Origin of the sequence: Caulobacter sp. 602-1, from assembly GCF_003931565.1 — a bacterium.
GTDB lineage: Bacteria > Pseudomonadota > Alphaproteobacteria > Caulobacterales > Caulobacteraceae > Caulobacter.
The window spans coordinates 57,929-82,300 of sequence record NZ_RRYI01000004.1; the positions used below are offsets into that span (position 1 = coordinate 57,929).

Here is a 24,372-nt window from a genome sequence, read left to right on the forward strand (position 1 = left end):
TAGCATAGATCGGAATCGGAGGCGAGGCCGCAAGACCTATCCCGTGACCGTGTAGATCATGATCCCCGTCGCCACCGACAGGTTCAGGCTGTCGGCGCGGCCGCGCATGGGGATCTTGACGTTGACGTCGCAGGCGGCGGCCAGTTCGGGCGGCAGGCCCTGTTGTTCGTTGCCCATCAGGATCAGCGACGGCTTCACATAGTCGGCTGACTTGTGGTCGACGGTGGCGGTCAGCAGGGTGCCGACCACGCTGCCGGGCCAGGTTTCGCGCCAGGCCAGGAACTCGGGGATGGTGGCCTTGGCGATCTTCACGGCGAAGATCGAGCCCATGGTCGCCCGCACGCCCTCGACCGAATAGGGGTCGACGCAGTCGCCGACCAGAATCACACCGCCGCAGCCGGCCGCGTCGGCGGTGCGGATGACGGTGCCCAGATTGCCGGGATCGCGGACGGCCTGCATGGCCACCCAGCAGGGGGCGCTTTCGGGCACGATTGCCGATAGCGAGGTGAAGACTTGGCGGAAGACGGCGACGACCGCTTGGGGATTGTCGCGGCGCGAGACCTTCTCAAGGATTTCGCGATTGACCTCAATGACTTCGCCGCCAGCCTTCAGGCACGCGGCGACCGCCTTCTTCAGCATCGGATGGTCTGCGGCGTCCGGGCCGTACATGACGATCTTGGGCGCGTGGCCGCAGTCGATCGCCTCGATGACGATCTTCAGACCCTCGGCCAGGAACAGGCCGCTCTCTTCCCGCTCCTTGCGCATGTGCAGGGCGCGGACGGCCTTGACGGTGTTGTTGGTCAGGGAGGTGACGGTCTTGGCGTTCATGTCCCTTATCCCTCGGACGACCAGCGGGCGAAGAACGACAGGCCGATCTGGCGGTCGCCCTTCTCCTCGACCAGGGACAGCTCGCCCCAGTCGATGACGCCGCCGCGCCCCTCCAACTCCTGGGCCAGCAGGCCCGACATGGCCGCGCCCGACACGCGGGCGGCATAGGCGTTCATCAACAGGAACGAGGCGTCCTCGCTGAGCAGCTGTGCGCAGTCCCTGGTCAGGGCGGCCAGGTCCTCGAACAGCCGCCAGACTTCGCCATCGGCGCCACGCCCGAACTTGGGCGGGTCCAGGATGATGCCGTCGTACTTGTTGCCGCGTCTGACCTCGCGGGCCACGAACTTGCGGGCGTCCTCGACGATCCAGCGGATCGGCTTGTCGGCGAGGCCGGCGAAGGCGGCGTTCTCGCGGGCGAAGCCGACCGACTTCTTGGAAGCGTCGACATGGGTGACGGCCGCGCCGGCGGCGGCGCAGACCAGCGAGGCCACGCCGGTATAGCCGAACAGATTCAGCACCTTGGGCTGAGGTCCCGAGCCTTTTGAGAGCGCGCGGACGCGTTCGTCCTGCCAGGCCCAGTTGGCGGCCTGTTCGGGAAAGAAGGCCAGGTGCCGGAAGGGCGTGAACTGGCCGTGGAACTTCGCTTCGCCCCAGGCCAGGTCGAACTTCTCGATCGGCTTGCCCTTGAAGCGCCAGCGACCGGCCTCGTCCTCGTCGGTGGGGTCGAAGACGGCGTCTGCGTTTTCCCAGACCCTGGCCGGCAGGCGCGGCTCCCAGAAGCACTGCGGCTCGGGACGCACGACCGTGTAGCGGCCATAGCGCTCCAGCTTCTTGCCGTGACCGCTGTCCAGCAGGGCGTAGTCGGCCCAGCCGGTGGTGCGCATGACGATGGGGGCGGGAGCAATCTTCGGAGCCATCGCCCGCCCATACCGCCTTACGGCCCCAAAGGTCCAGTGTGGTGGGGGGCGGAGTGGCCGCCGGAACGCGGGGCGTGCAGGGTCTTGTCCCAGCGATGCGGCGCCGTGACGAACTGGTAGAGCGCTTTCATTCCCGCCAGGCTCTGCAGCGGCCAATAGAACACCATGCCGAACAGATGCAGCGACTTGGGCCTCGCCCGCGTCCGCATGACTCCGCGCGCGCCGGCGATGGCGGACGCGCCCCAGCCCAGGGCGTAGAGCGTCAGGTCCGCCGACGCTATGGTGAGGCGGGCGTCCGGCCAGAAGTCGATCGCGGCCAGCACGACCATCGCCGCCATGATCGGGCCGTGCAGGTGCGAGGAGGCGACCGACTGAGCCAGGGTCAGCGCCAGGGCCACGGCGTTGCGCGGTTGGCCGGGGACGGGGCCGCGCAGGCAGACGGCGATGGTCTGCATGTGTCCCTTGATCCAGCGCGCCCGCTGCGGGAGCCATTGTCCCCAGGTGGTCGGAGCCGTCTCCCAGGTGGGCCGGTCGATCACGCCGAGCCGGTAGCCGGCGGCGGCCAGGCGAAAGCCGATGTCGGCGTCCTCGGTCACGTTGTACGGGTCCCACCCGCCCTGGTCGCGCAGGATGGCGGTCCTGAAGTGGTTGCTGGTGCCGCCCAGCGGAAAGGGCAGGCCCCATCGGACCAGGGCCGGCAGCAGCACCTCGAAATGGGCGGCGTATTCCAACCGGAACTGCGAGGGCAGGAACAGCGAAAAGCCGGGGTCCTCGATCCTCAAGGGGGCCTGCAGGCAGGCCAGGTTCATGTCCGACGCGGCGAAGCGGGCGGCGGCTTCCCGAAGTTGGCCGGCGTCGGGCATGTCCTCGGCGTCGTAGATCACCACCAGCTCGCCGCGCGCCCGTTCGAGGGCGTGGTTGCAGGCGCGCGGCTTGGTCTGGGGCGTTCCGCGCGGGACGACCAGCACCTGGATGAACGCGGGGAGCGACAGGGACCGGACCGCGGCCAGGGTCAGGTCGTCGTCAGCCTCCAGCACGATCAGGGCCTGCAGGCGCTCGCGCGGATAGTCCAGCGCCTGAAGACTCTGGACCAGTTCGACGACCACCTCGGCCTCGCGATAGAGTGGGCAGATGATCGTGTAGGTCGGCAGGTCCGCGTCGGCCAGCGGCGGGGCGACGGTCGGCGGCAATGGCGTGCAGGCCGCGGCCAGACGGGTCAACGCGCCGAGCAGGAAGACGGCGAAGAACAGATGGTGCGCTACTATCAATGCGGCATGCGGGCTCAGCGCCACGCCGATCGCCGTCAGCAGGCCGGCCAGGCCAATGCAGGCCGCCTGGCCCCGGGACAGTGTCTGGTGCGCGCCGTCGCGCCCGATCGAGGCGTCTACTCGCTCGATCCACTCAACGGACACAGGTCCGCATGCCGGCGCGAGCGCCGGTTCAAGCCGTCTGTCTTCGCGCGCCATGGATGCCCCTGGATACGCTTGTCGCCCCAACGACGCAGATAAACGAATCTCAACCTTAAAGTGTCAAATGGTAAAAATGCTCGTTTTGGGATGTTGTTTCGCGCGCGCGAGGCCGGTTTCTCCTTCCACGCACGTTCTTGCGACGACTGGGTGATTCCCGTTTAGTGTCGGTCGGAGGAAACGCAGGGAAAGCCAAGTCCGTGACGGTCGTTCTGAAGAAGCCTCACAAGTCCGCCCGAAAGCCCAAGGGCGACGGGCACTTGCGTCGGGGCGAGATCCTGGCGGCGGCCGAGACGATCTTCATCGCCGAAGGGTATTCGGGCGCGACGATCCGCAAGATCGCTGACGCCGTGGGGGTGTCGTCCACCGCGCTCTATATGCACTTCCGCGACAAGGACCAGATTCTGTTGGAGATCAGCAATGACGCCATCGAGCGTCTGCTGGAACTCAACACGGAAATCGCGGCCCAACCGATCGACCCGGTCTCGCGCGTGCGGGTGATGATGGAGGCGTACATGAAGTTCGCCCTCGACAATCCCAATACGTACCAGCTGGTGTTCTGCAGCAGTGGCGATCTCGTCTCTCAGGACAAGATCACCGACGTGCTGGCGCTGGGCGACCGCTGCTTCGAGAAGTTCAGCGAGCCGGTGCACCAGATCGCCGCCCAGGGCCGCCTGCGCGCGGGCTCGGCGGTGCAGGCCGCCGAAGTACTGTGGAGCGGCTGCCATGGCCTGGTGTCGCTGCTGATCACCAAGCCTTCGCGTAACTGGTCCGATGCTGATCAGCTGATGAAGATCATGCTGGACGGTCTGCTGTACGGCCTGGTCACGGACTGAGTTCATGAACGCCGCCAAGGCCCTGTGCGCGCTTCTGGCGGCGATGGCGCTTGTCCCAGAGGCGGCGACCGCGGCTCCGCGCGTGATGTCGCTGGACTCCTGCGCCGATCAGTACGTGCTGGCCTTGGCGCCGCGCGAGACCATCGTCGGCCTCTCGCATCGCGCCGTCTCGCCCGACAGCTACATGCGCGCTTCAGCCAAAGGCCTTCCGCTGAGGCGGGCGACTTTCGAGAGCCTGGTGGCCGCCAAGCCCGATGTCGTGGTGCGCCTGTGGGGCGGCGACGCGCGCCTCTCCAAGGCCTTGCTGGGCAAGGGCGTGACGACCGTGGCGCTCGAGGACGCGTCCGACTTCGCCGGCGTGCGCGCCAATATCCGCAAGGTCGCGGTCGCCTTGGAGCGTCGGCCGCAGGGCGAGGCGCTGGTCGCGACGATGGACGCCAAGCTGGCCCGCGCGGCCGAGGCGGGACGGGGGCGCTCGGCGCTTTACCTGACTCCCGGCGGCTACACGGCGGGGTCCAGCACCCTGATCGACGCCATGCTGAAGGCCGCCGGCTATTCGAACGCCACGACCTCTCCCTACTTCGCGCCGGTGTCGCTGGAGCGGATAGTCATGACCCCGCCGGCCGCCGTGGTGCTGGGCCTGTTCGACATGGCCCGCGCCGGCTCCGACCGCTGGGGACCGGGGCGCCATGCGGCGCTGCAGGGCGCGATCAGGACCCGGACGGTGGCGTCGCTGCCGGCGGCGGTGGTCGGCTGCGGCGCCTGGTTCGCGGCCGACGGCTCGCTCGCCCTGGCCGAGGCGGCGCGATGAGCCTGGTGCGCCTCTGTCTCCTGATGCTGCTGGTCCTGGCGCTCGCGGCGGTCCTGGCCGTGTCGCTGGGCGAGACGCCGTTCTCGCTGGCGCAATACGCCCAGGCGCTGGGCCATCCTGCTTCGCCGCCGGGCGAGGTGCTGTGGACCGTCCGCGCGCCGCGCGTGGCCGTCGCCGCCCTGATCGGCGCGGCTCTGGGCCTGTCGGGCGCGACCATGCAGGGTCTGCTGCGCAATCCGCTGGCCGATCCGGGCGTGCTGGGCGTGTCGGCGGTGTCGGGCCTGGGCGCGGCCGTCGCCATCTCGGCGGGCCTGGCCGTGCTGCCGGGCGCGATCGAGCTCTCGGCCCTGGCCGGGGCCCTGGTCGCCGGCGCCATGGTCGTGGCGCTGGCCGCGCGGTTCCGCGAGCCCGAGGCGTTGATCCTGTTCGGTGTCGCTCTGTCGGCGTTCGGCGGCGCCCTGACGGCGCTGGTGTTCAACCTCTCGCCCTCGCCGGTGGCGACGGCGGAGATCCTGGCCTGGTTGATGGGCTCGGTCGAGAACCGGGACTGGCATGACGCCTTGCGGGCGCTGATCCCGATGATGATCGGCGCCGCGCTCTGCATCCGGGCCGGCAAGGGGCTGCGGATGCTGACCCTGGGCGAGGAGGCCGCGCGGATGTCGGGCCTGCCGATGGCGCGCTTGCGAATCCATGCCGTGGCCGGCTCGGCCTTGCTGACGGGCGCGGGCGTGGCGGCGGCGGGGGTGATCGGCTTTGTCGGTCTGGCCGCGCCGCACCTGGTGCGGGCCCTGGTCAAGGACGACCCCAGGCGCATCCTGTGGCCCTCGGCCCTGGCCGGGGCGCTGCTGCTGGTGCTGGCCGATCTGGCCGCCCGTCTGATCCCGACCGAGCAGGAATTGAAGCTGGGCGTCGTCACCGCCCTGTTCGGCGCGCCGGCTTTCGCCCTGCTGGCCTGGCGGGCCTCGCGGAGCTGGCGGTCGTGAGCGCGCTCTGGACCCTGAGCGCGGTCACCGCCCGGCAAGGCCGCAAGACGGTGCTGGAGGCCGCGTCCCTGACCGTCACGGCTGGCGAGGTGGTCGGCGTTGTCGGCCCCAACGGCGCGGGCAAGACCAGCCTGCTGCGCGCGGGCCTGGGTCTGCTGCCGCTGACGATCGGCGAGGCGCGACTTTCGGGGCGCATCCTGGCCGAACTGAAGCCTGACGCGCGCGCCAGACTGGTCGGCTACCTGCCGCAGGATCGGCGCGTGGCCTGGAACCTGCCTGCGCGGATGGTCGCGGCCCTGGGCGCGACCGACCTCGCCGACGAGGCCGCCGACGCCTTGGCGATCGATTGCCTGGCCCGCGTCGGTGCGGCCGACCTGGCCGATCGCGGCGTGCTGGACATGTCCGGCGGCGAACGGGCCAGGGTGCTGCTGGCGCGCCTTCTGGCCACCCGCGCGCCGCTGCTGATCGCCGACGAACCGGTGGCGGGCCTGGATCCCGACGCCCAACTGCTGACGCTCGATCTGCTGCGCGTCGAAGCGTCGAAAGGCGCTGGGGTGGTGGTGACGCTGCACGACCTGGGGCTGGCCGCCCGGTCGTGCGATCGCATCGTCGTCGTCGATCATGGCCGGCTCGTCGCCGACGGGCCGCCGCGCGAGGCGCTGTCGCGGGCCATTCTTAGCCGGGTGTTCCGGCTGGACGGCGAACTGATCGAGACCCAGGCCGGGCCGGTTCTGGCGGCCCGGCGCGCCTAGAGCGTGACAGCCGAAAGTGCGAGCGGTTTCGGCTGTCACGCTCTAAGTGTTTGAGATAGAGCCTATTTATCCGTTTCTGATGGTTCCATCAGAAACGGACAGGCTCTAAGGCTGGGTGACCGCGGTATCCGCCGAAGCCACCGACGGTGAATAGACATAGCCGCCGCGCTTCAGGTCAGACGACAGGGTCAGCGGGCTGACGCCGCCATTCAGGCGGGCGCGGTAGACCATGGTCGTCTCCAGGGTCCGCATCACGTAATTGCGGGTCTCGGAGAACGGGATGCACTCGATGAAGTCGAGCGGGTCGGTGCTGGCGCCGCGCGGGTCGCCGCACAGGCCCGCCCACTGGGCCGGACGGCCGGGACCGGCGTTATAGGCCGCCGCGGCCATGATGTACGAGCCGCTGAAGCTGCGGACCATGTCGCCCAGATACACCGAGCCCAGGCGCATGTTGTACGGCGCGTCCGACAGGCGATCGAGGCTGTGGGCCTCGCCCAGCTTGCGCGCGACGATCGAGGCGGTGGCCGGCATCAGCTGCATCATGCCGCGCGCGCCGACGCCCGAACGGGCCGACGGGTCGAAATTGCTTTCCTGGCGCGAGATTGAATAGACAAAAGCCGTTTCGGCCGCGCCCGGACCCGGCGTGAAATGGTGGTCCAGCAGCGGATAGCCGCGCTCGGTCAGGATGAAGCCGCGCTGGGCGGCCGTGCGCACGGCGCGCATGGCCAGGTCCTGGTCGCCATAGCCGCGGGCGAAGTCGACCAGCAGGGCGCTTTCCTCGGCGTTGGGCAGGGTGTCGTCGATGTAGAGCACGAGGCTGCGGAACTGATCGCGCGCGCCGATGTCGGCCAGGATCCGGGCGGCGCGGATCTGCTCGCGGCCGTAGAAGCGGGCGCGGTCGGCCTGGGTGATGACCGGGTCGCGGTCAAGGCGCAGCTCCTTCAGCCCCGCCTTCTCGGCGGCCAGTTGCCCGTAGAAGGTGGTGATGTAGCGCGCGCCCTCGGCGTAGAAGGCCTGTGCGGCGATCGGGTCGCCCTGCGCCTCGGCGGCGCGGCCCTGCCAGTAGAGGGCGCGGCCGCGCGTGATCGGCGAGGCGCCGACGGCTGCGATCTGGGCGAAGTGGGCGGCGGCCGCGTCCGGGTTCTTCAGGCGGGTCAGGGCGATCCAGCCGGCGTAGAACTCGCTCTCGGCGATGTCGGCCGGGGCCAGGGCCTGGGTGTTGTCGGCGGCGGCGTAGGCAGCGGCGCTGTTGCCCGACTTCAGCGCCGAGACGATCAGCTGCTTGCGTTCCTTCCAGATGGCGGTCGAGGCCTCCTCGGTCGGCGGGACCGGGAAGTTGACCACCATCGGAAGGGCCAGGGCGTCCATGCCGGCGCGGCGCAGATAGGCCGCACGCTCGAACACCACGCCAGGCGAGGTCTGCTGGTCGGGCGTCAGGTTGTTGTAGAGCGTGTTGGCGTTCGCCGCGTTCGAGCGATAGGCCATCCGCACCCGGGCCATGGCCGCCTGCGTATCGGACAGCATGGCGACCAGCTCGCGCGTGGCCGGACCCTGTTGGCCGTATAGCATGATATCGGCGCGGCGATTGTAGTCGTCAGGCGTCAGCATGGCGCCGAAGCGGGCGATCATGCCGCGCTGGGCGTCGGCCTCGAACACCTTGTCGCGGAAGGTTCGTCGGATCAGGTTGGCGGCGTCCTGGTTCTTGCCGGTCGCTTGATAGGCCGAGGCAAGGGCCATGGCGCCCTCGGCCGTCGCCGGCTGGGCGCCGCCGAACCAGGCGATGACGCGGGCCGGATCCAGACCCGAGGTCGACAGGGCCTTCTCGGCGGCGGCGTCGCGCCGCGCGCCCCGCGGCCAGCCGGCCAGGTCGCGACGGGCGGCGTCCAGCTCGAAGAAGCTCATCGCCTCGGCGTTGCTGTCGACCAACTGCCACTGAGCGATTTTTTTGGCGATCGGGTCCTGCAGGCTGTCCATGGCCATGCGCGCGCCGGAGATGTCGCCGCGCTTGGCGGCGGCCAGGGCGCTCTGCAGGTTGGCGCTATCGGTGTCGGACAGCGCGCCGGGGACGGCGGTCGGCGGGGTGGTGATCAGGCCGGGCTGGCTCGCATACGAGGTCGCATAGCCGGACGTCGTCTGGGCGTCCGCGGCCCCGACCACGGCCACGATGCAAGCTCCCCCGAGCAGAATCCGACGCACCACTGAAGCCAAGACGCTCTCCATCAACCGGCCCCGAAGAGCCTTGTACTCGAATACTCTGCCTGCCCCTATGCGACGATTCAGGCCTCAATAGGGTTTAAAGTCCGGTTCCAAGGGCTTGACCGCGCAGGCTTCGCCCCTCAAATCCGCACCTGCTCCCAACGAACCGCATGGCGCGCCATTGCGGGACGATGGGGCAGGGACATATTGTCCGCCCCCATCGTCCTGCCGCAACACACGCGGCGCCATCCTCACGGCAATTTGCAAGTCATGGTCCAGTCTCACTTCAAGGGCGTCATTCCGGCCCTCGTCACGCCGTTCCGCGACGGTGAGGTGGACGAAAAAGCGTTCGTGTCGCTGGTCGAACGCCAGATCGCCGGCGGCGTGCACGGCTTGGTGCCGGTCGGCACCACGGGCGAGACCTCGACCCTGTCGCATGACGAGCACAAGCGCGTCGTCGAACTGTGCGTGAAGACCGCCGCCGGCCGCGTGCCGGTGATCGCGGGCGCGGGCAGCAACTCGACCGACGAGGCCATCGAGCTGGCCGCTCACGCCAAGACCGTCGGCGCCGACGCGGCCCTGGTGGTCACGCCCTACTACAATCGCCCGAGCCAGGAGGGGATGTATCAGCACTACAAGGCGATCAACGACGCCGTGGAACTGCCGATCTTCGTCTACAACGTGCCGGGCCGCACTGGCGTCGACATCTCCAACGAGACCCTGGCCCGCCTCGCCAAGCTGCCCAATATCGTCGGCGTCAAGGACGCCACTGGCGACCTGAGCCGCATCAGCATGCAGCGTCTGCTGTGCGGCCCCGACTGGGTGCTGCTGACCGGCGACGACCCCTCGGCCCTCGGCTACATGGCCCATGGCGGCCACGGCGTGATCTCGGTCACCTCGAACGTCGCGCCCGAAGCCTGCGCCGCCTTCATGAACGCCTGCATGCAGGGTCAGTGGGAGACGGGTCTCTACTGGCAGGACCGCCTGGTGCGCCTGCACAAGGCCCTGTTCCTGGATTCCTCGCCGGCCCCGACCAAGTTCGCCCTGGCCCAACTGGGCCTGTGCGCCGAGGACGTTCGCCTGCCGATCGTCGCCTGCGCCGAAGCCGTGCGTCCGACGATCCTGGAGGCCATGCGCGAGGCCGGTCTGCGGTAATGACCAAGCCGATCGCGGAAAACCGGCGCGCCCGGTACGACTACTTCATCGAAGAGACCTTCGAGGCCGGCATCATGCTGACCGGCACCGAGGTCAAGTCGCTGCGCGTCGGCCGGGCCAATATCGCCGAGTCCTACGCCTCGGTGGAAGGGCGTGAGATCAAGCTGATCAACGCCGATATTCCGCCCTACGGCCACGCCAATCGCTTCAACCACGAGCCGCGCCGGCACCGGAAGCTGCTGCTGCATCGCAAGCAGATCGACAAGTTGATCGGCGCCGTGCAACGCGACGGCCGGACGATGATTCCGCTGAAGCTCTACTGGAACGACAAGGGCCTGGCCAAGCTGGAGATCGGCCTGGCCAAGGGCAAGAAGAACCACGACAAGCGCGAGACCGAGGCGGCCCGCGACTGGGCGCGCGACAAGGCGCGCCTGATGAAGGGCGACCGGGGCGACTGATCGCGTCTAACTGTTTGATCATAGGGGCTGTTTGTCGCCTTTAGGTGGTTTCATCCAAAGGGGGCAGGTCTAGGGCAGGCCCATCGCGGCGAAGCCGATGGCGAGGCCCAGCGCGAAGGCGCTCGCGCTGATAATCAGGAAGATCCTGACCTCTGTCCGCAGGTGGTTGCGTGTCGTCTGGACCATTGAATGGCTCCGCGGGCCGCGCCGCCGAAGGCGCGACAAATCAGTCCCCGATCAAGGTGATAGCCCCTGACAGGGTTTGAACATTGTCCAGGATCACAAAACTCGCCGGAACGAGCCTCAGCGCGCTTTGAGCTAGCCGTCCACGCACAATCGCTGTCCGTGTTCCTCGCCAGAGATCGACAGGCCGGGCGCTATCCGGCCACGATCCGGCAAGTTGCGTCGCGCGCTCAGGCTACCGCCGGCAATTCGTAGACCCGTGATCGCACGCCGCGTTCGAACAGGGCCCCGCATATGGCGAGGGCCTGCTTGTAGGCGGTTTCGACGTTGTCAAAGTGGCCGGCTAGGCGACCGTCTTCGGTAACGACCCAACCTTCGGAGACATGGGCGATTTCTATACGCGGGCACTGCGCGACGTCGGGCATGACGACGAGCTCCTCGGACTAGAATCGCGCCCCCTGAACACGAGCGCGCGAACATCCTTACCGCGAACCCGGTTCCTTGCATTGTCAAGGATTGTAAACCGTATGCGGACATTCGTGCAAGTGAGATAATCGCCTTGGTTGTGTCGTCGCGTTCGCCGACTTCAGCCGTTCTCCAACGCCAGCAGGGCGAAGGTCGCCAGCCAGTGCTCGCCCATATAGTCGCCGGCGATATGGGGGATGGCCGCCGCCAGGTGGTTGAGGGCCGCGTTGATGGCCAGGGGCTTGGCGGGATCCTCTTCAGGCATGGCCGCGGCGAGCAGCCGCCAGCACCAGGCGCGCGACAGGTTCAGGCCGTCCAGATGGGCGATCTTGCCGTCGCTGCGGTCACTGACCCGGGCCGGCGAGAACAGCGTGACCGGTTGCTTGTCGGCCAGGTTGGGCAGGAAGCGTGGGAACCAGGTGTCGAAACTCTCGCGCGGCAGCAGGCGGCGCATGGCCTCCGCCTCGATCAGGGCGGGCGAAAGGAAGTCGTCGCCGGACGGCTCCCAGCCCTGGCAGGCGGCGTCCTGGCCGTACCAGAGCAGGGCGCGGTTCTGCAGCAGGTCGAAGAAGCCCTGGTCATCGGTCATCACCGCGTATTCGGTCGCCAGAACGAGCGCGAAGGCGGTGTTGAAATGGGTGCCGGCGCGAACCGGATAGTCGGCGATCGGCAGGAAGCTCTCGAACCGCTGGCGGAACGCGGCGGCCAATGGCGCATGCGCGGCCGCCCATGGGCGATCCTTGTGGCGCAGCAGTTCGGCCTGCAGCATCAGGCTCCAGGCCCAGCCATAGGGGCGTTCGAAGCCCCGGCTTTCGGGGCGGGCCAGATAGGCGGTCTCGACGCCGACCTTCTCGGGCGTGAAGGCGTCGTCGAACAGGGTGATGATCGTTTCGGCCTCGGGCATCTCCGGGCGCAGGCGCAGCAGGGTCGCCAGCAGCCAGTAGCCGTGCACGCAGGAGTGCCAGTCGAAGCTGCCGTAGAAGATCGGATGCAGGTCTCGCGGCGAGCGGACGTCGCCCGCGTCGGCCATCACGTGGTCCAGCTTGTTCGGGTACTCGCGGGTGAGGTGGCCCAGGGCGATCTTGGCGAAGCGCGAGGCGGTGGAGCGGGCGAGGCTCATTTGTGAAAGGCCAGGGCGTTCATCAGGACCACATTGACGACCAGCATCAGGACCGCGGTCGGCGCCTGGGCGCGGATCACGGCGTAGCGGTCCTTCAACTGCAGCAGCGCGGCCGGCACAAGGTTGAAATTGGCGGCCAGCGGGGTGAGCAGCGTGCCGCAGAAGCCCGACAGCATGCCGATGGCGCAGACCACGGCCGGATCGCCGCCAAAACGGCCGATGACCAGGGGCAGGGCGATGCCGCCGGTCATGACGGGGAAGGCGGCGAAGGCGTTGCCCATCATCACCGTGAACACGGCCATGCCCAGACAGTAGGCGGCGACGGCGGCGAAGCGGCTGTCGACCGGGGTGATCATCACCGCCAGCTCGCCGATGGTCTTGCCGACGCCGGCGAGCGCGAAGACCGCGCCCAGGGCCGCCAGCATCTGAGGCAGCAGGGCGGCCCAGCCGACCAGATCCATCAGCCGGCGACCTTCCTGCAGCGGCGCGGCGGCCGGCTGGCGGAACATCACCTGGGCCAGCACCGCCGCGACCAGGGCGGCCAGGGCCAGCGAGACCAGCGTCGCCTGCTTGGGATCGACCAGCGGCGCGCCCTGCACCGTCAGGCGCTTGAACACCAGGGTCCCGACCAGCACCAGCACGGGGATGACCAGGGCGGGGATGAACAGGCGCGCGCCGTAGGTCTCCGCCAGGGTCTCGCGCTCGGCGGGCGAGGTGGTCCTCGGCGCGCCGACGCCCAACTGGCCGGTCCCGGCGATCAGGGCCAGGGCCAACGCCAGCACGCCGTTGCCCAGATCGCCAAAATAATCGCCGAACAGGAAGCTCAGCGCGAAGAGACCCCAGAAGGCGGCGTTGCCGAAGCGCTTGCGGTTCTCGCGGTCGAGGGCGCTGAACACGGCGAAGGCGCCGAACATCAGGCCGGCCAGCAGATAGACGAGCGGCAGGCCGATCATTGCTCGGCCTCCGGCCCGGAACGCGCCTTGGACAGCGCGCGGTCGAACAGCAGCAGCCGCGCGCCATGGATGAAGAAGGCGGCGATCGCCGTCGGGATGGCCCACATCGACAGGTGCAGCGGTTCGACCGTGATTCCGCTCTGGTCCAGGAAGCCGACGATCAGCAGGATCGAGCCGATGGCCAGGAAGATGTCCTCGCCAAAGAACAGGCCGACATTGTCCGTGGCCGCGCTCATCGCCTTGACCTTCTCGCGGCGGTCATCGGACAGCGGCTCGGACGCCGCTTCCGCCATCGGGGCGAGCAGCGGGCGGACGGTCTGGGCCTGGCCGGCGATCGACACCAGGCCCAGGGCCGCGCTCAGCTGGCGCAGGATCAGGTAGACCAGCAGGATCCGCCCGGCGCTGGCGGCGCGGATCGAACGGATGGTGGCGCGGGCCTTCTCCTGCAGGCCGGCCCGTTCCAGCAGGCCGATAGCCGGCAGCACCAGCCAGGCGACCGTCACATAGCGGTTGGTGTTGAAGGCCTTGCCGAAGGCGGCCAGCACCTCCAACGGCGCGAGACCGGCCGCCAGCCCCGAGGTCAGGGCGGCGACGACGACGACCATCAGCGGATTGAAGCGCAGGGCGAAGCCCAGCACGATCACCGCCACACCCAGCAGCGTCAGCATCCGTCTCGATTCCCCCGTGTTCGCGGGGACGGTCCGGCGCCGGCGCGCGGTTGGCAAGCGAGGAGGGTTTGATCGCGGCTCTTGACGGCCATCCGTCCCGGCGCGACGCTCTAACTCAACAATGATAACCTATATGGGAGGCCCACGATGGCCGACGGTGCTCTGCCGATTTCATCCTTGAAGGGCAAGGTCAGCGACGCGGAATGGCAAGCGCGCGTCGATCTGGCCGCCCTCTATCGTCTCGTGGCCCTGCACGGCTGGGACGACATGATCTTCACGCATATCTCCGCCCGGGTGCCGGGCCCCGAGCATCACTTCCTGATCAATCCGTATGGCATGTTCTTCGGGGAGATGACCGCCTCGTGCCTAGTCAAGGTCGACCTGGATGGCAACGTCGTCGACAAGACGCCCTACTTCATCAATCCGGCGGGCTTCACGATCCACTCGGCCATCCACGCCGCGCGCGAGGACGCCCAGTTCGTCATGCACCTGCACAGCGACCAGGGCGTGGCGGTGTCGGCGCATGCCGAAGGCCTGCTACCGCTGAGCCAGCACGCGCTAATCGTCTTGCCTCAGCTCGCCTATCACGACTATGAAGGCATTGCTCTCAACTTGGACGAGCGAGAACGGCTGGTGGCCGATCTGGGCGAGACCAAGAGGCTGATGATGCTGCGCAACCACGGCACGCTGTCGGTGGGGAGCTCGGCGGCCGAGTGCTGGTTGGGGATGTTCTTCCTGGAGCGGGCGTGCGCGCAGCAGGTAATGGCTCTATCGATCGGTCGCGACAACGTCCTTCTGGCGCCCGAAGCGGCCCAGGCGGAGGTCCGCAAGCAGACCGGCATGGGCATGGGCATGATCGGCGGCCTGGCCTGGCCGGGTTGTCTGCGAAAACTGGACCGCGAGCTGCCCGGCTACGCGGACTAGGCGCTTATTCCGTATTCACGAGAGCCGCCGTGGTCCTGGCGATCGCGGCGGCTTTTTCGTGCCTGACGGCCAGCGTCACGCGGGCGGGGGCTTGGCCGATGGCGCCCGGCCGCACCCAGGCGATCACCAAGTACGAGCGGTCCGACGCCAAGCAAGGTTACGGCCCGGACGCTGTTCTCGTCGACATCGACCCTCGCCGCGACGAGAGCTTGTCGGTGTTCGTCGAGCACGGCCTGACGCCGCGCCTGACCCTGCAGGCCAAGGCCGGCGTCACGCGGGGCCATGACCGGTGGGCGGGCTACTCCGGACGCGGACCGATCGAGCTGGGTCTGCGCTGGGCGGCCCATCGCGACGACCGTTCGTCCCTGGCCCTCTATGTGGGCGCGGGCGAGGCGGGGGCGGGACGCAACGCCGGCTACGCCGCGCCTGGGCAGGGCAGTCTGGATCTGGAAGCGCGGGTGCTCTACGGCCGTTCGGCCGCTTGGAAGGGCAGGGAAGTGTTCGTCGACCTGGAGGCCGCGCGGCTGCGGCGCCAGGGCCTTGCCGACGAAACGCGCATCGACGCCACGCTAGGCGTCAGGCCCGCGAAAAACTGGCTGATCCTGGCCCAGACCTATGCCGGTCAGGCCGATCGCAATCCGGTCCGTTCACGCTGGGTGAAGAGCGAGCTGTCCGTCGTCCGCGCGTTCGGGGACTGGAGTATTCAGGCCGGCTGGCGTGACACGCCCCTAGGGCGCGAGACCTCCCGGGATCGCGGGCTCGTCCTCGCCGTGTGGCGGAAGCTATAGGTTGTTTCAGGATTGCAACAGTCGGTCATCCGGCTGTCACTGGACGCCGCTTTAGGCTGCGGTCATATCTTCGCCGAATTTCGCCGACTCCTCCCGGCGTGCTGGAGCCGTTTCTTGATCCGTAGGCATTTCTTCCTCGTGGCGGCCCTGATCGCCGTCGTCCTGATGCTTGTGGTCGGGGGGCTGAAGCTGGCCTTCGGCGCCAAGGACGCCAGTCAGGCCGGCGGCGCGGGCGGTCGTGCCACCAGCGTCTCGCAGATGGTGGTTGGCGAGCGTCCGTTCACCGATCGTATCGAGGTGCTGGGCGTGGCCAAGGGGCGGCAGTCGGTGACGATCACCTCCAACACGCCAGAACTGATCACCGCCGTGCATTTTTCGGACGGCGAGACGGTGCGCAAGGGCCAGGTGCTGGTCGAGCTGAAGGCCGACCAGGAAGACGCCGGCGTTTCGGAAGCCAGGGCTCGCCTGGCCCAGGCCGAGCGTGACTACACCCGCTGGAAGACCCTGGCCGACAAGGGCATCGCCCCGCGCGCCACGGCCGAGCAGTACCTGTCGGCGCTCGACGTCGCCAGGGCTTCGGTCGGCACCGCCCAGGCCCAGAAGCTGGACCGCGTGCTGCGCGCGCCGTTCTCGGGTCGCGTCGGCATCTCGGACGTCGCGCCGGGCATGCTGATCGCCGCCGGCACGCCGATCGTCAGCCTGGACGACGCCTCGGTCATTCGTGTCGATTTCTCGGTTCCGGACCGCTACCTGCGGACCCTGCGCGTCGGCCTGCCGATCGCCGCGCGTCCCGACGCCCTGCCGGGCGAGACCTTCCAGGGCAAGATCGCCCAGATCGACACCCGCATCGATCCCGCTACCCGCGCCATCAAGGCCCGCGCCGAGTTTCCGAACGCTGGCGCTCGCCTGAAGCCTGGCATGCTGGTCAAGGTCTCCATCGACCAGGGCGTGCGCGACGGCGTGGCCGTGCCGGAGGCGGCCGTGCAGTTCGAAGGGACACAGGCCTCGGTCTACCGCATCGCCAAGGGCCCGAAGGGCATGATCGCCCGCCGCACCGAGGTCGACACCGGCATCAGCGAGGGCGGCTTCATCGAGATCCGCGCGGGCCTGAAGACGGGTGACAAGATCGTCGCCGACGGCCTCAATCGCATCCAGGACGGCGCCCCGATCGGCGGCGGCCAGGGTGGCAAAAAGGGCGAAAAGGGCGGCGCCGACCGCAAGGCCGGCTGATGCTGTCCGACCTTTCCGTCCGTCGTCCCGTATTCGCCGCCGTCGCGGCGATCATCCTCTGCGTCATCGGCCTGGCGGCCTATACCTCGCTGCCGATCCGCGAGCTGCCCAGCGTCGATCCGCCCGTCGTGTCGGTCTCGACCACCTATCGCGGCGCTTCGGCCGAAGTCATCGAGGAGCGCATCACTCAGGTGATCGAGCGCCAGGTGGCCGGCATCCAGGGCATCGATCGCGTGAACTCCAGCAGCCGCGACGGCCGCTCGCAGATCACCATCACGTTCAACCTCGACCGCGACCTCGACGCGGCCGCCAACGACGTGCGCGACGCCGTCAGCCGGGTGACCGCCAACCTGCCCGACCAGGCCGACCCGCCGCAGATCGCCAAGGCCAACGCCGACGCCTCGCCGATCATCATCCTGAACCTGACCTCGACCACGCTGGATCCGCTTCAGCTGGCCGACTATGCCGACCGCTATCTGGTCGAGCGGATGTCGACCATCGACGGGGTGGCCCAGGCCAACCTGTTCGGGGCCAAGATCTACGCCATGCGGATCTGGCTGGACGCCAACCAGATGGCCGCCCGCGGCGTGTCGGTGGACGACGTCGAGAACGCCCTGAACGCCCAGAACCTGGAGCTGCCCGCCGGCTCGCTGGAGAGCGCGTCCAAGGACTTCACGATCCGCGTGGCCCGCAGCTACGCCAAGCCCGAGGACTTCGCCCGCCTGCCGTTGCGGCCCGCCGACGCATCCGGCTTCGTGCTGCGCCTGGGCGACGTGGCCCGCATCGAGGAGGGCGCGGACGAGCGCCGACGCCTGTTCCGCGGCAACGGCGTGGACCAGGTCGGCATCGGCCTGACCCGTCAATCCCAGGCCAACGACGTCGCCATTTCCGAGGCCGTCCGCAAGGAGGTCGCCACGATCAACGAAAGCCTGCCGCCCGGCACCAAGATGGTCGTGGCGGTGGACAACTCGGTGTTCACGGCCGAGGCCATCCACGAAGTGTGGATCACCATGGCCCTGTCGATCAGCTTGGTCGTGCTGGTCAACCTGATCTTCCTGGGCAGCTGGCGTTCGGCGCTGATCCCCTCGGTCGTCGCGCCGATCTGCATCCTGTCGACCTTCATCGTGCTGGCGCCGCTGGGCTTCTCGCTGAACCTGCTGACCCTGTTGGCCCTGGTGCTGGCCGTCGGCCTGGTCGTCGACGACGCCATCGTCGTGGTCGAGAACATCCAGCGTCGGGTGGACGAGGGCGAGCCCGCCCTGGTCGCCGCCGAGCGCGGCACCCGCCAGGTGTTCTTCGCGGTCGTGGCCACGACCATCGTGCTGATCTCGGTGTTCGCGCCGTTGATGTTCCTGCCCGGCTATATCGGCCGCCTGTTCGTCGAGCTGGCCGTGGCCATCGCCGCCGCCGTCGCCTTCTCGGCCCTCTTGGCTCTGACGCTCTCGCCGATGATGGCCTCCAAGCTGCTGAAGCCGGCGCACGGCGAAGGGTGGCTGGCCAAGCGCGTCGACCGGGCCATGGACGCCCTGAAGAACTCGTACCGCGCCTCGCTGGAAAGCATACTGGGCGGTTGGTCGGCGGCGATCGCCGGCGTGATGGTGCTCGTCCTGGCGGGCTTCGCGGGTCTGCTGTTCGTCAGCCTGCCCAAGGAACTGGTGCCGCCGGAAGACCGCGGCCGGGTCGATGTGGCCATCAATGGACCGGAAGGCGCGGGCTACGACTATACGGTGGGGATCGGTCTGAACGTCGAGAAGATCGTCGACAGATATCGGCGCGAAGGCGTGGCCGAGCGCGTGCTGCTGACCGTCCCCCGTTTTGGCGGCACCTCGTTCAACAGCGGCAGCAGCGTCATTGTCATGAAGCCCTGGGGCGAGCGCCAGAAGACCGCCGACCAGGTGGCGGCCGAGCTGAACAAGGACCTCTCGAAGGTGACCAGCGTGCGGGCCATCGCCAGCGTGCGCGGTCCCTTCCAGCGTGGGGGCGGCGGTGGCGGGGGCGGCGGCACCAATGTCGACCTGATCGCCGTCGGCAACGACTATGTCCAGCTGGCCGAGTGGCTGAAGCCGATCCTGGCCGACGCGCAGGGCAATCCAGGCTTCGCGCGTCCGCGCCTTGACTACGAGCCGACCTCGCCGCGCCTGTCGGTGCAGATCGACCAGGACAAGGCCGCCACGCTGGGCGTCTCGGCCCAGTCGATCGGCCGGGCGCTGGAGACCATGTTCGGCTCGCGCAAGGCCACCACCTACATCAAGAACGGCCAGGAATACGACGTCATCCTGCAGACCAATCTCGATCAGCGTCGCAGCGTCGCGGACCTGAACCAGCTGCAGGTGCGCACCAATTCCGGCGCGCTGGTGCCGCTGTCGACCGTGGTGACCACGCAGCTGCGTGGCGATACCCCGGACCGTCCGCGCGTCGACCGGCTGCGCTCCGTCACCCTGACCACCCAGCTGAATCCCGGCTACACCGTCGAGGACGCCGTGCGCTTCCTGCGGGAGGAGGCCGACCAGCGCCCGACGCCCGGGATCAGCATCAAGTGGGGCGGCCAGGCCAAGGACTATCTGGAAGGCTCGGGCGGCATCGCCGTCGCTTTCGGCTTGGCTCTGCTGCTGGTGTTCCTGGTGCTGGCGGCGCAGTTCGAGAGCTGGATCCACCCGGCGGTGATCATGCTGACCGTGCCGCTGGCGGCGCTGGGCGGCCTGTTCGGCCTGCTGGTCATGGGCTCGACCATCAACACCTACAGCCAGATCGGTCTGATCATCCTGATCGGCATCGCCACCAAGAACGGCATCCTGATCGTCGAGTTCGCCAACCAGCTGCGCGACGAGGGCCTGACCGTGCGGGAGGCGGTGATCGAGGCGGCGGCCCTGCGCCTGCGTCCGATCATCATGACCTCGATCTCGGCGGCCATGGGCGCCCTGCCGCTGATGCTGTGGGCGGGCGCCGGCGCGGGCAGTCGCAAGACGATCGGTGCGGTGATCTTCACCGGCTCGATCTTCGCGACCATGCTGACGCTGTTCATCGTCCCGGTTTTCTATGACCTTCTGGCGCGCTTCACGAAGTCGCCGGAGTGGACGGCCCGGCAGATCGAAGAGTATGAAGCCCGGGAAAAGAGCGGTGAGGGGCAAACCTCACCGGCATAAACCGGTGAGGAAGCATGGCTGACGGCTCTCTGACGGCGAAGCGGCAGGAAATCGCTCTGCTGCGCCGTCTCGAGGAACGGATTCTCTGGTTGGCGGCGTGGACCATCCACAACGCCAACCACATCCGCGAAAGCCGCGACGGCCTGAAGGTCGGCGGCCACCAGGCGTCCAGCGCTTCGTTGGCCACCATCATGACCGCCCTCTACATGAAGGCGCTGCGACCGCAGGACCGCGTGGCGGTCAAGCCGCACGCCAGTCCGGTCTTCCACGCTATCCAGCACCTGTTCGGCCGCCAGAGCCTGGACAATCTGAAGCGCTTCCGGGCGCTGGGCGGGGCTCAGTCCTACCCCTCGCGCACCAAGGACGTGGACAACGTCGACTTCTCGACGGGTTCGGTCGGCCTGGGCGTGGCCATGACCGCCTTCGCCTCGCTGGCCCAGGACTATCTGGCCGCGCGCGGCTCGGTGAAGCCGGAGAAGATGGGGCGGATGATCTCGCTGCTGGGCGACGCCGAGCTGGACGAGGGCAATATCTACGAGGCCCTGATCGAGGCCTGCAAGCACGACATCCGCAACACCTGGTGGATCGTCGACTACAATCGCCAGAGCCTGGACGCGACCACCCAGGACCGGATGTTCACCCGCTATGGCGAGATCTTCGAGGCCGCCGGCTGGACGGTCGAGACGCTGAAATGGTCCAGGCGCCAGCGCGAGGCCTTCGCCAAGCCGGGCGGGGAAAGACTGCGCGCGTGGATCGAGACCGCGCCCAACGACCTGTTCTCGGCCCTGACCTACCAGGGCGGCGCGGCCTGGCGCGAACGGCTGAACGCCGACCTGGCCGACAGCCCCGATGCCCTGGCCCTGATCGCCGGCTACAAGGATGTCGATCTGGCCGAGCTGATGACCGAGCTGGGCGGTCACTGCCTGGAGACCCTGCTGGAGGCCTTCGAGAAGGCCGGGCTGGACGACCGGCCACGCTTCTTCATCGCCTATACGGTCAAGGGCCTGCGCCTGCCGTTCCAGGGTCACAAGGACAACCACGCCGGCCTGATGACCCCGGCCCAGATCGCCGAGCTTCGTGAGCGCCTCGGCGTCGTCGAGGGCGAGGAGTGGGACGCGCTGTCGGGTCTCTCGGCCGCCGAGCGCACGGCGCTGAAGGGCCTGGTCGCCCGCGCCCCGTTCGCCGCCGAGGTCGGGCGCAACCACGTCGCGCCGATCATCCCGACTCCAAGCGCCGACGACCTCCTCGCGGCCGTGACCGGGGGCAAGACCGATGGCGAGCAGTCGACCCAGGCCGCCTTCGGCAAGGTGATGTTCGAGATCGCCGCCCGCAAGGACGAGTTCGCCGGACACGTCGTCACCACCTCGCCGGACGTGACGGTGTCGACCAATCTCGGCGGCTTCGTGAACCGCCGGGGCGTGTTCCAGCGCCGCGCCCACGAGGATGTCTTCAAGCGCCGCCGCATTCCTTCGGCCCAGGTTTGGTCCAAGGCTGAGACCGGTCAGCACGTCGAGCTGGGCATCGCCGAGAACAACCTGTTCATCGCCCTGGCGGCGCTGGGCCTGACCGGCCCGCTGTTCGGCGAGCGTCTGTTCCCGGTCGGGACGCTTTACGACCCCTTCATCGCCCGCGGCCTCGATGCCCTGAACTACGCCTGCTACCAGGACGCCCGGTTCCTGTTAGTCGCCACGCCCTCGGGCCTGACGCTCGCGCCCGAGGGCGGGGCGCACCAGTCGATTAACGCCCCGGTCATCGGCATGGCCCAGCCAGGTCTCGACACCTACGAGCCAGCCTTCGCCGACGAGACGGCGGTGCTAATGGCTCACGCCTTCGACCGCATCCAGGCCAAGGACGGCGCGTCGACCTATCTGCGTCTGTCGACCCGCGCCATCGCCCAGCCCGAGCGGACGGACGACGCCTGGCGCCAGGGCGTGGTCGACGGAGCCTATTGGCTGAAAATGCCGGCGCCCGGCGCGCGCCTGGCCCTGGTCTATAGCGGCGCCCTGGCGCCCGAGGCCCTGGCGGCCTTCGAGGCCTTGGCCGACGACGTGCCGGAAGCTGGCTTGCTGGCCGTGACCTCGGCGGATGTGCTGCACCGCGACTGGACCGCCTCGGGCCGCGCCCGCTGGACGGGGGAGCGGCGCCGGACGTCGACCATCGAGACCCTGCTGGCGCCGCTGGATCGCGACGCCGGCCTGGTCACCCTGACCGACGGCGCGCCGCTGGCCCTGTCCTGGCTGGGCTCGGTGCGCGGGCAGCGCGTGCGCGCCCTGGGCCTGGAAACCTTCGGCCAGTCCGGCGACCTGCCGGATCTCTACAGCAAGTACCGCCTGGACGCCGAGGCCATCCTCGACGCCTGCGCGGACCTGCTGATCTAGAATCCGGCGACGATCGTCATCCCGCTGAGCAGCCCGTCCTTGAAGTGATAGGTCAGGGCCGCGCGCGTGTCGGTCCAGATGCGCCCGTCGGGACTTTCCACCGAGTACTGAGCCTCGACCGCCAGGCTGTTCGGGGTTTCGTCGAGGATCCGGATAAGCTGGACGTTCGCCAGGATGGTCGCGAACATGCGGGCGAAGTGGCCGAGGACGGCTTCCTTGCCGACGAGCGGCTTCTCGTCGTTGTCCAGCGTGTCGGGCCAGACGATGTCGTCGTGGAACAGCGGGCGCAGGCGTGACAGGTCGCGCGCGTTGAAGGCCTCGAAAGCCTCGTTCAGCGTCGCTTCAAGCGCGTGCGGCTTGGCGACGCCATTTTCGTCCGGCGTCATGGACCTGGATCCGTGTCCCCTTTGGGAACGATATCCATGCGCCGGATCAGGCCGTCGCGAAGCGTGTAACAATGCCGCACACAGAGGTCCGACCATAGCTGGCCGGTGCGGTTCCAGATCACCTGGTTGGCGTCGACCACGATGCGGCCGTCGTCGGCGACGCTCACCTCGACCGGGGTGATCTCCACGCGGATCGCGGCGTCGTTGTAGGCCCAATAGTCGCGCACCTGCTCGGGGCTTGTCAGCCATCCGCCGCGCGTCACGTCCGGCCACTCCAGCCGAGGCGAGACCAAGGCGCGGAAGGCCTCGAAGTCGCGCCTTCCGTTGGCGTCGTAGAGGCGCTGGATCAACGCCTCCACCTCTGGCGGGGCCGGGCGCATCGCTATGGCGCGGGCTTGTAGCCCGTCTCGACCTTCAGATAGGCGATCAGGTCGATGCGGTCCTTGGGGTCGTGCAGGCCCGCGAAGGTCATCTTGGTGCCCGGCATGAAGCCGCGCGGGTCGGTCAGCCATTTGTCCAGGTGCTCGGCGTCCCAGATGAAGCCGGCGTTCTTGACCGCTTCCGAATAGGTGTAGCCGGGCTTGGAGCCGGCCTTGCGGCCGAACACGCCATAAAGGTTGGGGCCGGTCAGGTCCGGGCCGCCCTCGGTGGCGGTGTGGCAGGATCGGCAGAAGGCGAACTTGCTCTGGCCATTCGACAGGTCGCCGGTGTTGTAGGGCGCGGGGAGGGCGGCCAGAGCCGCGGCCTTGGCCGCGTCGGTCGGCGGCGCGGCGGCGGCCGGAGCGTCCGCGGGCGCCGAGGCCGGCGCCTCGGCGGAACTGCCGCCGTCCTTCGAGCAGGCCGCAACGGCGATGCAGAGCGCCGCGATAGCGGCCAGTTTCTCGATGCGCATGATAATCCCCGACTGACGTTTCGCCGCAGGTCCTGCGACGGCGCGACGCATTCCAAACCCTTATAAAATCAGGGCCGTGGCTCTGTCACGGAACAATGTTCCTTAAGGCCAGCTTGAGCACGCCCCTGCGACAATTGTCGGTATCTACGTGATTCTTTTTGGGAAAAGTGAAATCGCAAACCGTGGGTCTGCACATAAACGTTTGACGTGCGTTAACCATAAAATCTACCAATTTCCTCACGGAGCGGGCTGGCTCCGGGCTGGGCTGGGAACAAGATCATGGACTGGAGCGAAGAACGCACCGCGACACTGAAGAAGCTCTGGCTTGAGGGCCTCAGCGCGAGCCAGGTGGCGCGCCAGCTGGGCGGCGTCAGCCGCAGCGCGGTGATCGGCAAGGTGCATCGCCTGGGTATCACCGTCCGCGAAACGCCCGTCCGTCCGCGGACGACCGTCCGGTCCCCGTCGCGGATCGCGGTCCGTCGCCCGACCCGCGAGACCACGGCCGCCCCCCACATCGCCCCGCGCTTCGAACGCACCGAGGAAGACCTGCTGCCGACCTCGGGCATCCTGGAGCTGGGCGCCCACTCGTGCCGCTGGCCGATCGGCAATCCGGAAGGCGACGACTTCGGCTTCTGCGGCCGTCCCAAGCTGACCGCCCGAGGCTCCTATTGCGAACAGCACAACGCCGGCGCCTTCCGCCGCCTGGGCGGCGGGCAAGCCGTCGAGGCCTGGGCCCTCAAGGGTCTCAAGGAGCGCGTGCGGCCTAGCCAGGTGTAGGGCAGGTCTGGTCCCTTTTTTCCGTCGACTTTTCTTTCTCCCTCGAGATCGCCGAGCAGAACC

At 68.4% G+C, this 24,372-nt stretch carries 24 protein-coding genes; 12 read left to right on the forward strand and 12 right to left on the reverse strand.

Annotated features, from left to right (window positions below; translation table 11 throughout):
- Positions 1 to 36 precede the first annotated feature (36 nt).
- The 3 genes from EIK80_RS12860 to EIK80_RS12870 are packed head-to-tail and all read right to left on the reverse strand — an operon-like array spanning position 37 to position 3,211.
- Positions 37 to 828, reverse strand: a complete 792-nt coding sequence (locus EIK80_RS12860) for an RNA methyltransferase (RefSeq protein WP_125157410.1) — start codon at positions 826 to 828, stop codon at positions 37 to 39.
- A 5-nt stretch (positions 829 to 833) separates the two neighbouring features.
- Entirely contained in the window at positions 834 to 1,745 is a 912-nt protein-coding gene (locus tag EIK80_RS12865) for a class I SAM-dependent methyltransferase (protein ID WP_125157411.1), read from the reverse strand.
- 17 nt (positions 1,746 to 1,762) lie between these two features.
- On the reverse strand, positions 1,763 to 3,211 hold the full coding sequence (locus EIK80_RS12870; protein ID WP_125157412.1) for a glycosyltransferase: 1,449 nt from the start codon (positions 3,209 to 3,211) through the stop codon (positions 1,763 to 1,765).
- Between the two features lie 200 nt (positions 3,212 to 3,411).
- Between EIK80_RS12870 and EIK80_RS12875 the strand changes: the two genes are divergently transcribed.
- The 4 genes from EIK80_RS12875 to EIK80_RS12890 are packed head-to-tail and all read left to right on the forward strand — an operon-like array spanning position 3,412 to position 6,593.
- Complete coding sequence (locus tag EIK80_RS12875; protein ID WP_125157413.1) at positions 3,412 to 4,047, forward strand: TetR/AcrR family transcriptional regulator; 636 nt, start codon at positions 3,412 to 3,414, stop codon at positions 4,045 to 4,047.
- Positions 4,048 to 4,051: 4 nt separating this feature from the next.
- Positions 4,052 to 4,858, forward strand: a complete 807-nt coding sequence (locus tag EIK80_RS12880; RefSeq protein WP_125157414.1) for an ABC transporter substrate-binding protein — start codon at positions 4,052 to 4,054, stop codon at positions 4,856 to 4,858.
- A complete protein-coding gene (locus EIK80_RS12885; protein WP_125157895.1) occupies positions 4,801 to 5,841 on the forward strand; it encodes an iron ABC transporter permease in 1,041 nt (346 codons plus the stop codon). Before EIK80_RS12880 ends, EIK80_RS12885 begins: the two co-directional genes overlap by 58 nt.
- Complete coding sequence (locus tag EIK80_RS12890; RefSeq protein WP_125157415.1) at positions 5,838 to 6,593, forward strand: ABC transporter ATP-binding protein; 756 nt, start codon at positions 5,838 to 5,840, stop codon at positions 6,591 to 6,593. The genes EIK80_RS12885 and EIK80_RS12890 overlap by 4 nt, the downstream gene beginning before the upstream one ends.
- Positions 6,594 to 6,698: 105 nt before the next feature.
- Here EIK80_RS12890 and EIK80_RS12895 read toward each other — a convergent pair whose 3' ends face one another.
- Complete coding sequence (locus tag EIK80_RS12895) at positions 6,699 to 8,801, reverse strand: lytic transglycosylase domain-containing protein (protein ID WP_199743467.1); 2,103 nt, start codon at positions 8,799 to 8,801, stop codon at positions 6,699 to 6,701.
- Positions 8,802 to 9,059: 258 nt separating this feature from the next.
- Between EIK80_RS12895 and dapA the strand changes: the two genes are divergently transcribed.
- Both dapA and smpB read left to right on the forward strand, forming a co-directional pair.
- Positions 9,060 to 9,944: a 4-hydroxy-tetrahydrodipicolinate synthase gene (gene dapA, locus EIK80_RS12900; RefSeq protein ID WP_125157416.1), complete on the forward strand. Its 885-nt coding sequence runs from the start codon at positions 9,060 to 9,062 to the stop codon at positions 9,942 to 9,944.
- Positions 9,944 to 10,402, forward strand: a complete 459-nt coding sequence (smpB, locus tag EIK80_RS12905) for an SsrA-binding protein SmpB (RefSeq protein WP_125157417.1) — start codon at positions 9,944 to 9,946, stop codon at positions 10,400 to 10,402. The genes dapA and smpB overlap by 1 nt, the downstream gene beginning before the upstream one ends.
- A gap of 69 nt (positions 10,403 to 10,471) precedes the next feature.
- Here the strand turns inward: smpB and EIK80_RS12910 are convergent, their stop codons facing one another.
- From EIK80_RS12910 to EIK80_RS12930, 5 genes are all read right to left on the reverse strand, one after another.
- The gene (locus tag EIK80_RS12910) at positions 10,472 to 10,588 is read right to left on the reverse strand and encodes a hypothetical protein (protein WP_125157418.1); all 117 of its coding nucleotides are present in this window, start codon (positions 10,586 to 10,588) and stop codon (positions 10,472 to 10,474) included.
- A gap of 227 nt (positions 10,589 to 10,815) precedes the next feature.
- Positions 10,816 to 11,010 carry a hypothetical protein gene (locus EIK80_RS12915; protein ID WP_125157419.1) on the reverse strand — a complete coding sequence of 65 codons (195 nt, stop codon included), beginning with the start codon at positions 11,008 to 11,010 and terminating at the stop codon, positions 10,816 to 10,818.
- Positions 11,011 to 11,171: 161 nt separating this feature from the next.
- Positions 11,172 to 12,170, reverse strand: a complete 999-nt coding sequence (locus tag EIK80_RS12920) for a DUF2891 domain-containing protein (RefSeq protein WP_125157420.1) — start codon at positions 12,168 to 12,170, stop codon at positions 11,172 to 11,174.
- Positions 12,167 to 13,123, reverse strand: coding sequence for a DUF979 domain-containing protein (locus EIK80_RS12925; protein ID WP_125157421.1), 957 nt, complete (start codon positions 13,121 to 13,123; stop codon positions 12,167 to 12,169). The genes EIK80_RS12920 and EIK80_RS12925 overlap by 4 nt, the downstream gene beginning before the upstream one ends.
- Entirely contained in the window at positions 13,120 to 13,791 is a 672-nt protein-coding gene (locus EIK80_RS12930; protein WP_125157422.1) for a DUF969 domain-containing protein, read from the reverse strand. The genes EIK80_RS12925 and EIK80_RS12930 overlap by 4 nt, the downstream gene beginning before the upstream one ends.
- 147 nt (positions 13,792 to 13,938) lie before the next feature.
- On the opposite strand from EIK80_RS12930, the gene EIK80_RS12935 reads away from it, so the two are divergent.
- From EIK80_RS12935 to EIK80_RS12955, 5 genes are all read left to right on the forward strand, one after another.
- A complete protein-coding gene (locus EIK80_RS12935) occupies positions 13,939 to 14,715 on the forward strand; it encodes a class II aldolase/adducin family protein (RefSeq protein ID WP_125157423.1) in 777 nt (258 codons plus the stop codon).
- Positions 14,716 to 14,813: 98 nt separating this feature from the next.
- On the forward strand, positions 14,814 to 15,503 hold the full coding sequence (locus EIK80_RS12940; protein WP_125157897.1) for a hypothetical protein: 690 nt from the start codon (positions 14,814 to 14,816) through the stop codon (positions 15,501 to 15,503).
- 114 nt (positions 15,504 to 15,617) lie between these two features.
- Positions 15,618 to 16,733, forward strand: a complete 1,116-nt coding sequence (locus EIK80_RS12945) for an efflux RND transporter periplasmic adaptor subunit (RefSeq protein ID WP_148099116.1) — start codon at positions 15,618 to 15,620, stop codon at positions 16,731 to 16,733.
- Positions 16,733 to 19,876, forward strand: coding sequence for an efflux RND transporter permease subunit (locus EIK80_RS12950; protein WP_125157424.1), 3,144 nt, complete (start codon positions 16,733 to 16,735; stop codon positions 19,874 to 19,876). Before EIK80_RS12945 ends, EIK80_RS12950 begins: the two co-directional genes overlap by 1 nt.
- Before the next feature lie 14 nt (positions 19,877 to 19,890).
- Positions 19,891 to 22,254, forward strand: a complete 2,364-nt coding sequence (locus tag EIK80_RS12955) for a transketolase (protein ID WP_125157425.1) — start codon at positions 19,891 to 19,893, stop codon at positions 22,252 to 22,254.
- On the opposite strand, the gene EIK80_RS12960 is transcribed toward EIK80_RS12955, so the two are convergent.
- Genes EIK80_RS12960 through EIK80_RS12970 form a run of 3 tightly spaced genes read right to left on the reverse strand, consistent with a single transcriptional unit; the run spans position 22,251 to position 23,532 of the window.
- Complete coding sequence (locus EIK80_RS12960; RefSeq protein WP_125157426.1) at positions 22,251 to 22,640, reverse strand: nuclear transport factor 2 family protein; 390 nt, start codon at positions 22,638 to 22,640, stop codon at positions 22,251 to 22,253. The genes EIK80_RS12955 and EIK80_RS12960 overlap by 4 nt on opposite strands.
- On the reverse strand, positions 22,637 to 22,990 hold the full coding sequence (locus tag EIK80_RS12965; protein WP_158624677.1) for a nuclear transport factor 2 family protein: 354 nt from the start codon (positions 22,988 to 22,990) through the stop codon (positions 22,637 to 22,639). The genes EIK80_RS12960 and EIK80_RS12965 overlap by 4 nt, the downstream gene beginning before the upstream one ends.
- Positions 22,991 to 23,022: 32 nt before the next feature.
- Complete coding sequence (locus EIK80_RS12970) at positions 23,023 to 23,532, reverse strand: cytochrome c family protein (RefSeq protein ID WP_125157428.1); 510 nt, start codon at positions 23,530 to 23,532, stop codon at positions 23,023 to 23,025.
- Positions 23,533 to 23,811: 279 nt separating this feature from the next.
- Here EIK80_RS12970 and EIK80_RS12975 point away from each other — a divergent pair, with 279 nt between their 5' ends.
- Complete coding sequence (locus EIK80_RS12975) at positions 23,812 to 24,309, forward strand: GcrA family cell cycle regulator (protein ID WP_125157429.1); 498 nt, start codon at positions 23,812 to 23,814, stop codon at positions 24,307 to 24,309.
- Positions 24,310 to 24,372: the final 63 nt, after the last annotated feature.

Bases quoted from the DNA above. Each gene is read 5' to 3' on its own strand.
- EIK80_RS12910 (WP_125157418.1), bottom strand. From the start codon at position 10,588: ATGGTCCAGACGACACGCAACCACCTGCGGACAGAGGTCAGGATCTTC.
- EIK80_RS12925 (WP_125157421.1), bottom strand. From the start codon at position 13,123: ATGATCGGCCTGCCGCTCGTCTATCTGCTGGCCGGCCTGATGTTCGGC.
- EIK80_RS12960 (WP_125157426.1), bottom strand. From the start codon at position 22,640: ATGACGCCGGACGAAAATGGCGTCGCCAAGCCGCACGCGCTTGAAGCG.
- EIK80_RS12975 (WP_125157429.1), top strand. From the start codon at position 23,812: ATGGACTGGAGCGAAGAACGCACCGCGACACTGAAGAAGCTCTGGCTT.
- EIK80_RS12970 (WP_125157428.1), bottom strand. From the start codon at position 23,532: ATGCGCATCGAGAAACTGGCCGCTATCGCGGCGCTCTGCATCGCCGTT.
- EIK80_RS12950 (WP_125157424.1), top strand. From the start codon at position 16,733: ATGCTGTCCGACCTTTCCGTCCGTCGTCCCGTATTCGCCGCCGTCGCG.
- EIK80_RS12920 (WP_125157420.1), bottom strand. From the start codon at position 12,170: ATGAGCCTCGCCCGCTCCACCGCCTCGCGCTTCGCCAAGATCGCCCTG.
- EIK80_RS12940 (WP_125157897.1), top strand. From the start codon at position 14,814: ATGGCGCCCGGCCGCACCCAGGCGATCACCAAGTACGAGCGGTCCGAC.
- smpB (WP_125157417.1), top strand. From the start codon at position 9,944: ATGACCAAGCCGATCGCGGAAAACCGGCGCGCCCGGTACGACTACTTC.
- EIK80_RS12860 (WP_125157410.1), bottom strand. From the start codon at position 828: ATGAACGCCAAGACCGTCACCTCCCTGACCAACAACACCGTCAAGGCC.
- EIK80_RS12870 (WP_125157412.1), bottom strand. From the start codon at position 3,211: ATGGCGCGCGAAGACAGACGGCTTGAACCGGCGCTCGCGCCGGCATGC.
- EIK80_RS12865 (WP_125157411.1), bottom strand. From the start codon at position 1,745: ATGGCTCCGAAGATTGCTCCCGCCCCCATCGTCATGCGCACCACCGGC.
- EIK80_RS12930 (WP_125157422.1), bottom strand. From the start codon at position 13,791: ATGCTGACGCTGCTGGGTGTGGCGGTGATCGTGCTGGGCTTCGCCCTG.
- EIK80_RS12955 (WP_125157425.1), top strand. From the start codon at position 19,891: ATGGCTGACGGCTCTCTGACGGCGAAGCGGCAGGAAATCGCTCTGCTG.
- dapA (WP_125157416.1), top strand. From the start codon at position 9,060: ATGGTCCAGTCTCACTTCAAGGGCGTCATTCCGGCCCTCGTCACGCCG.
- EIK80_RS12935 (WP_125157423.1), top strand. From the start codon at position 13,939: ATGGCCGACGGTGCTCTGCCGATTTCATCCTTGAAGGGCAAGGTCAGC.
- EIK80_RS12880 (WP_125157414.1), top strand. From the start codon at position 4,052: ATGAACGCCGCCAAGGCCCTGTGCGCGCTTCTGGCGGCGATGGCGCTT.
- EIK80_RS12915 (WP_125157419.1), bottom strand. From the start codon at position 11,010: ATGCCCGACGTCGCGCAGTGCCCGCGTATAGAAATCGCCCATGTCTCC.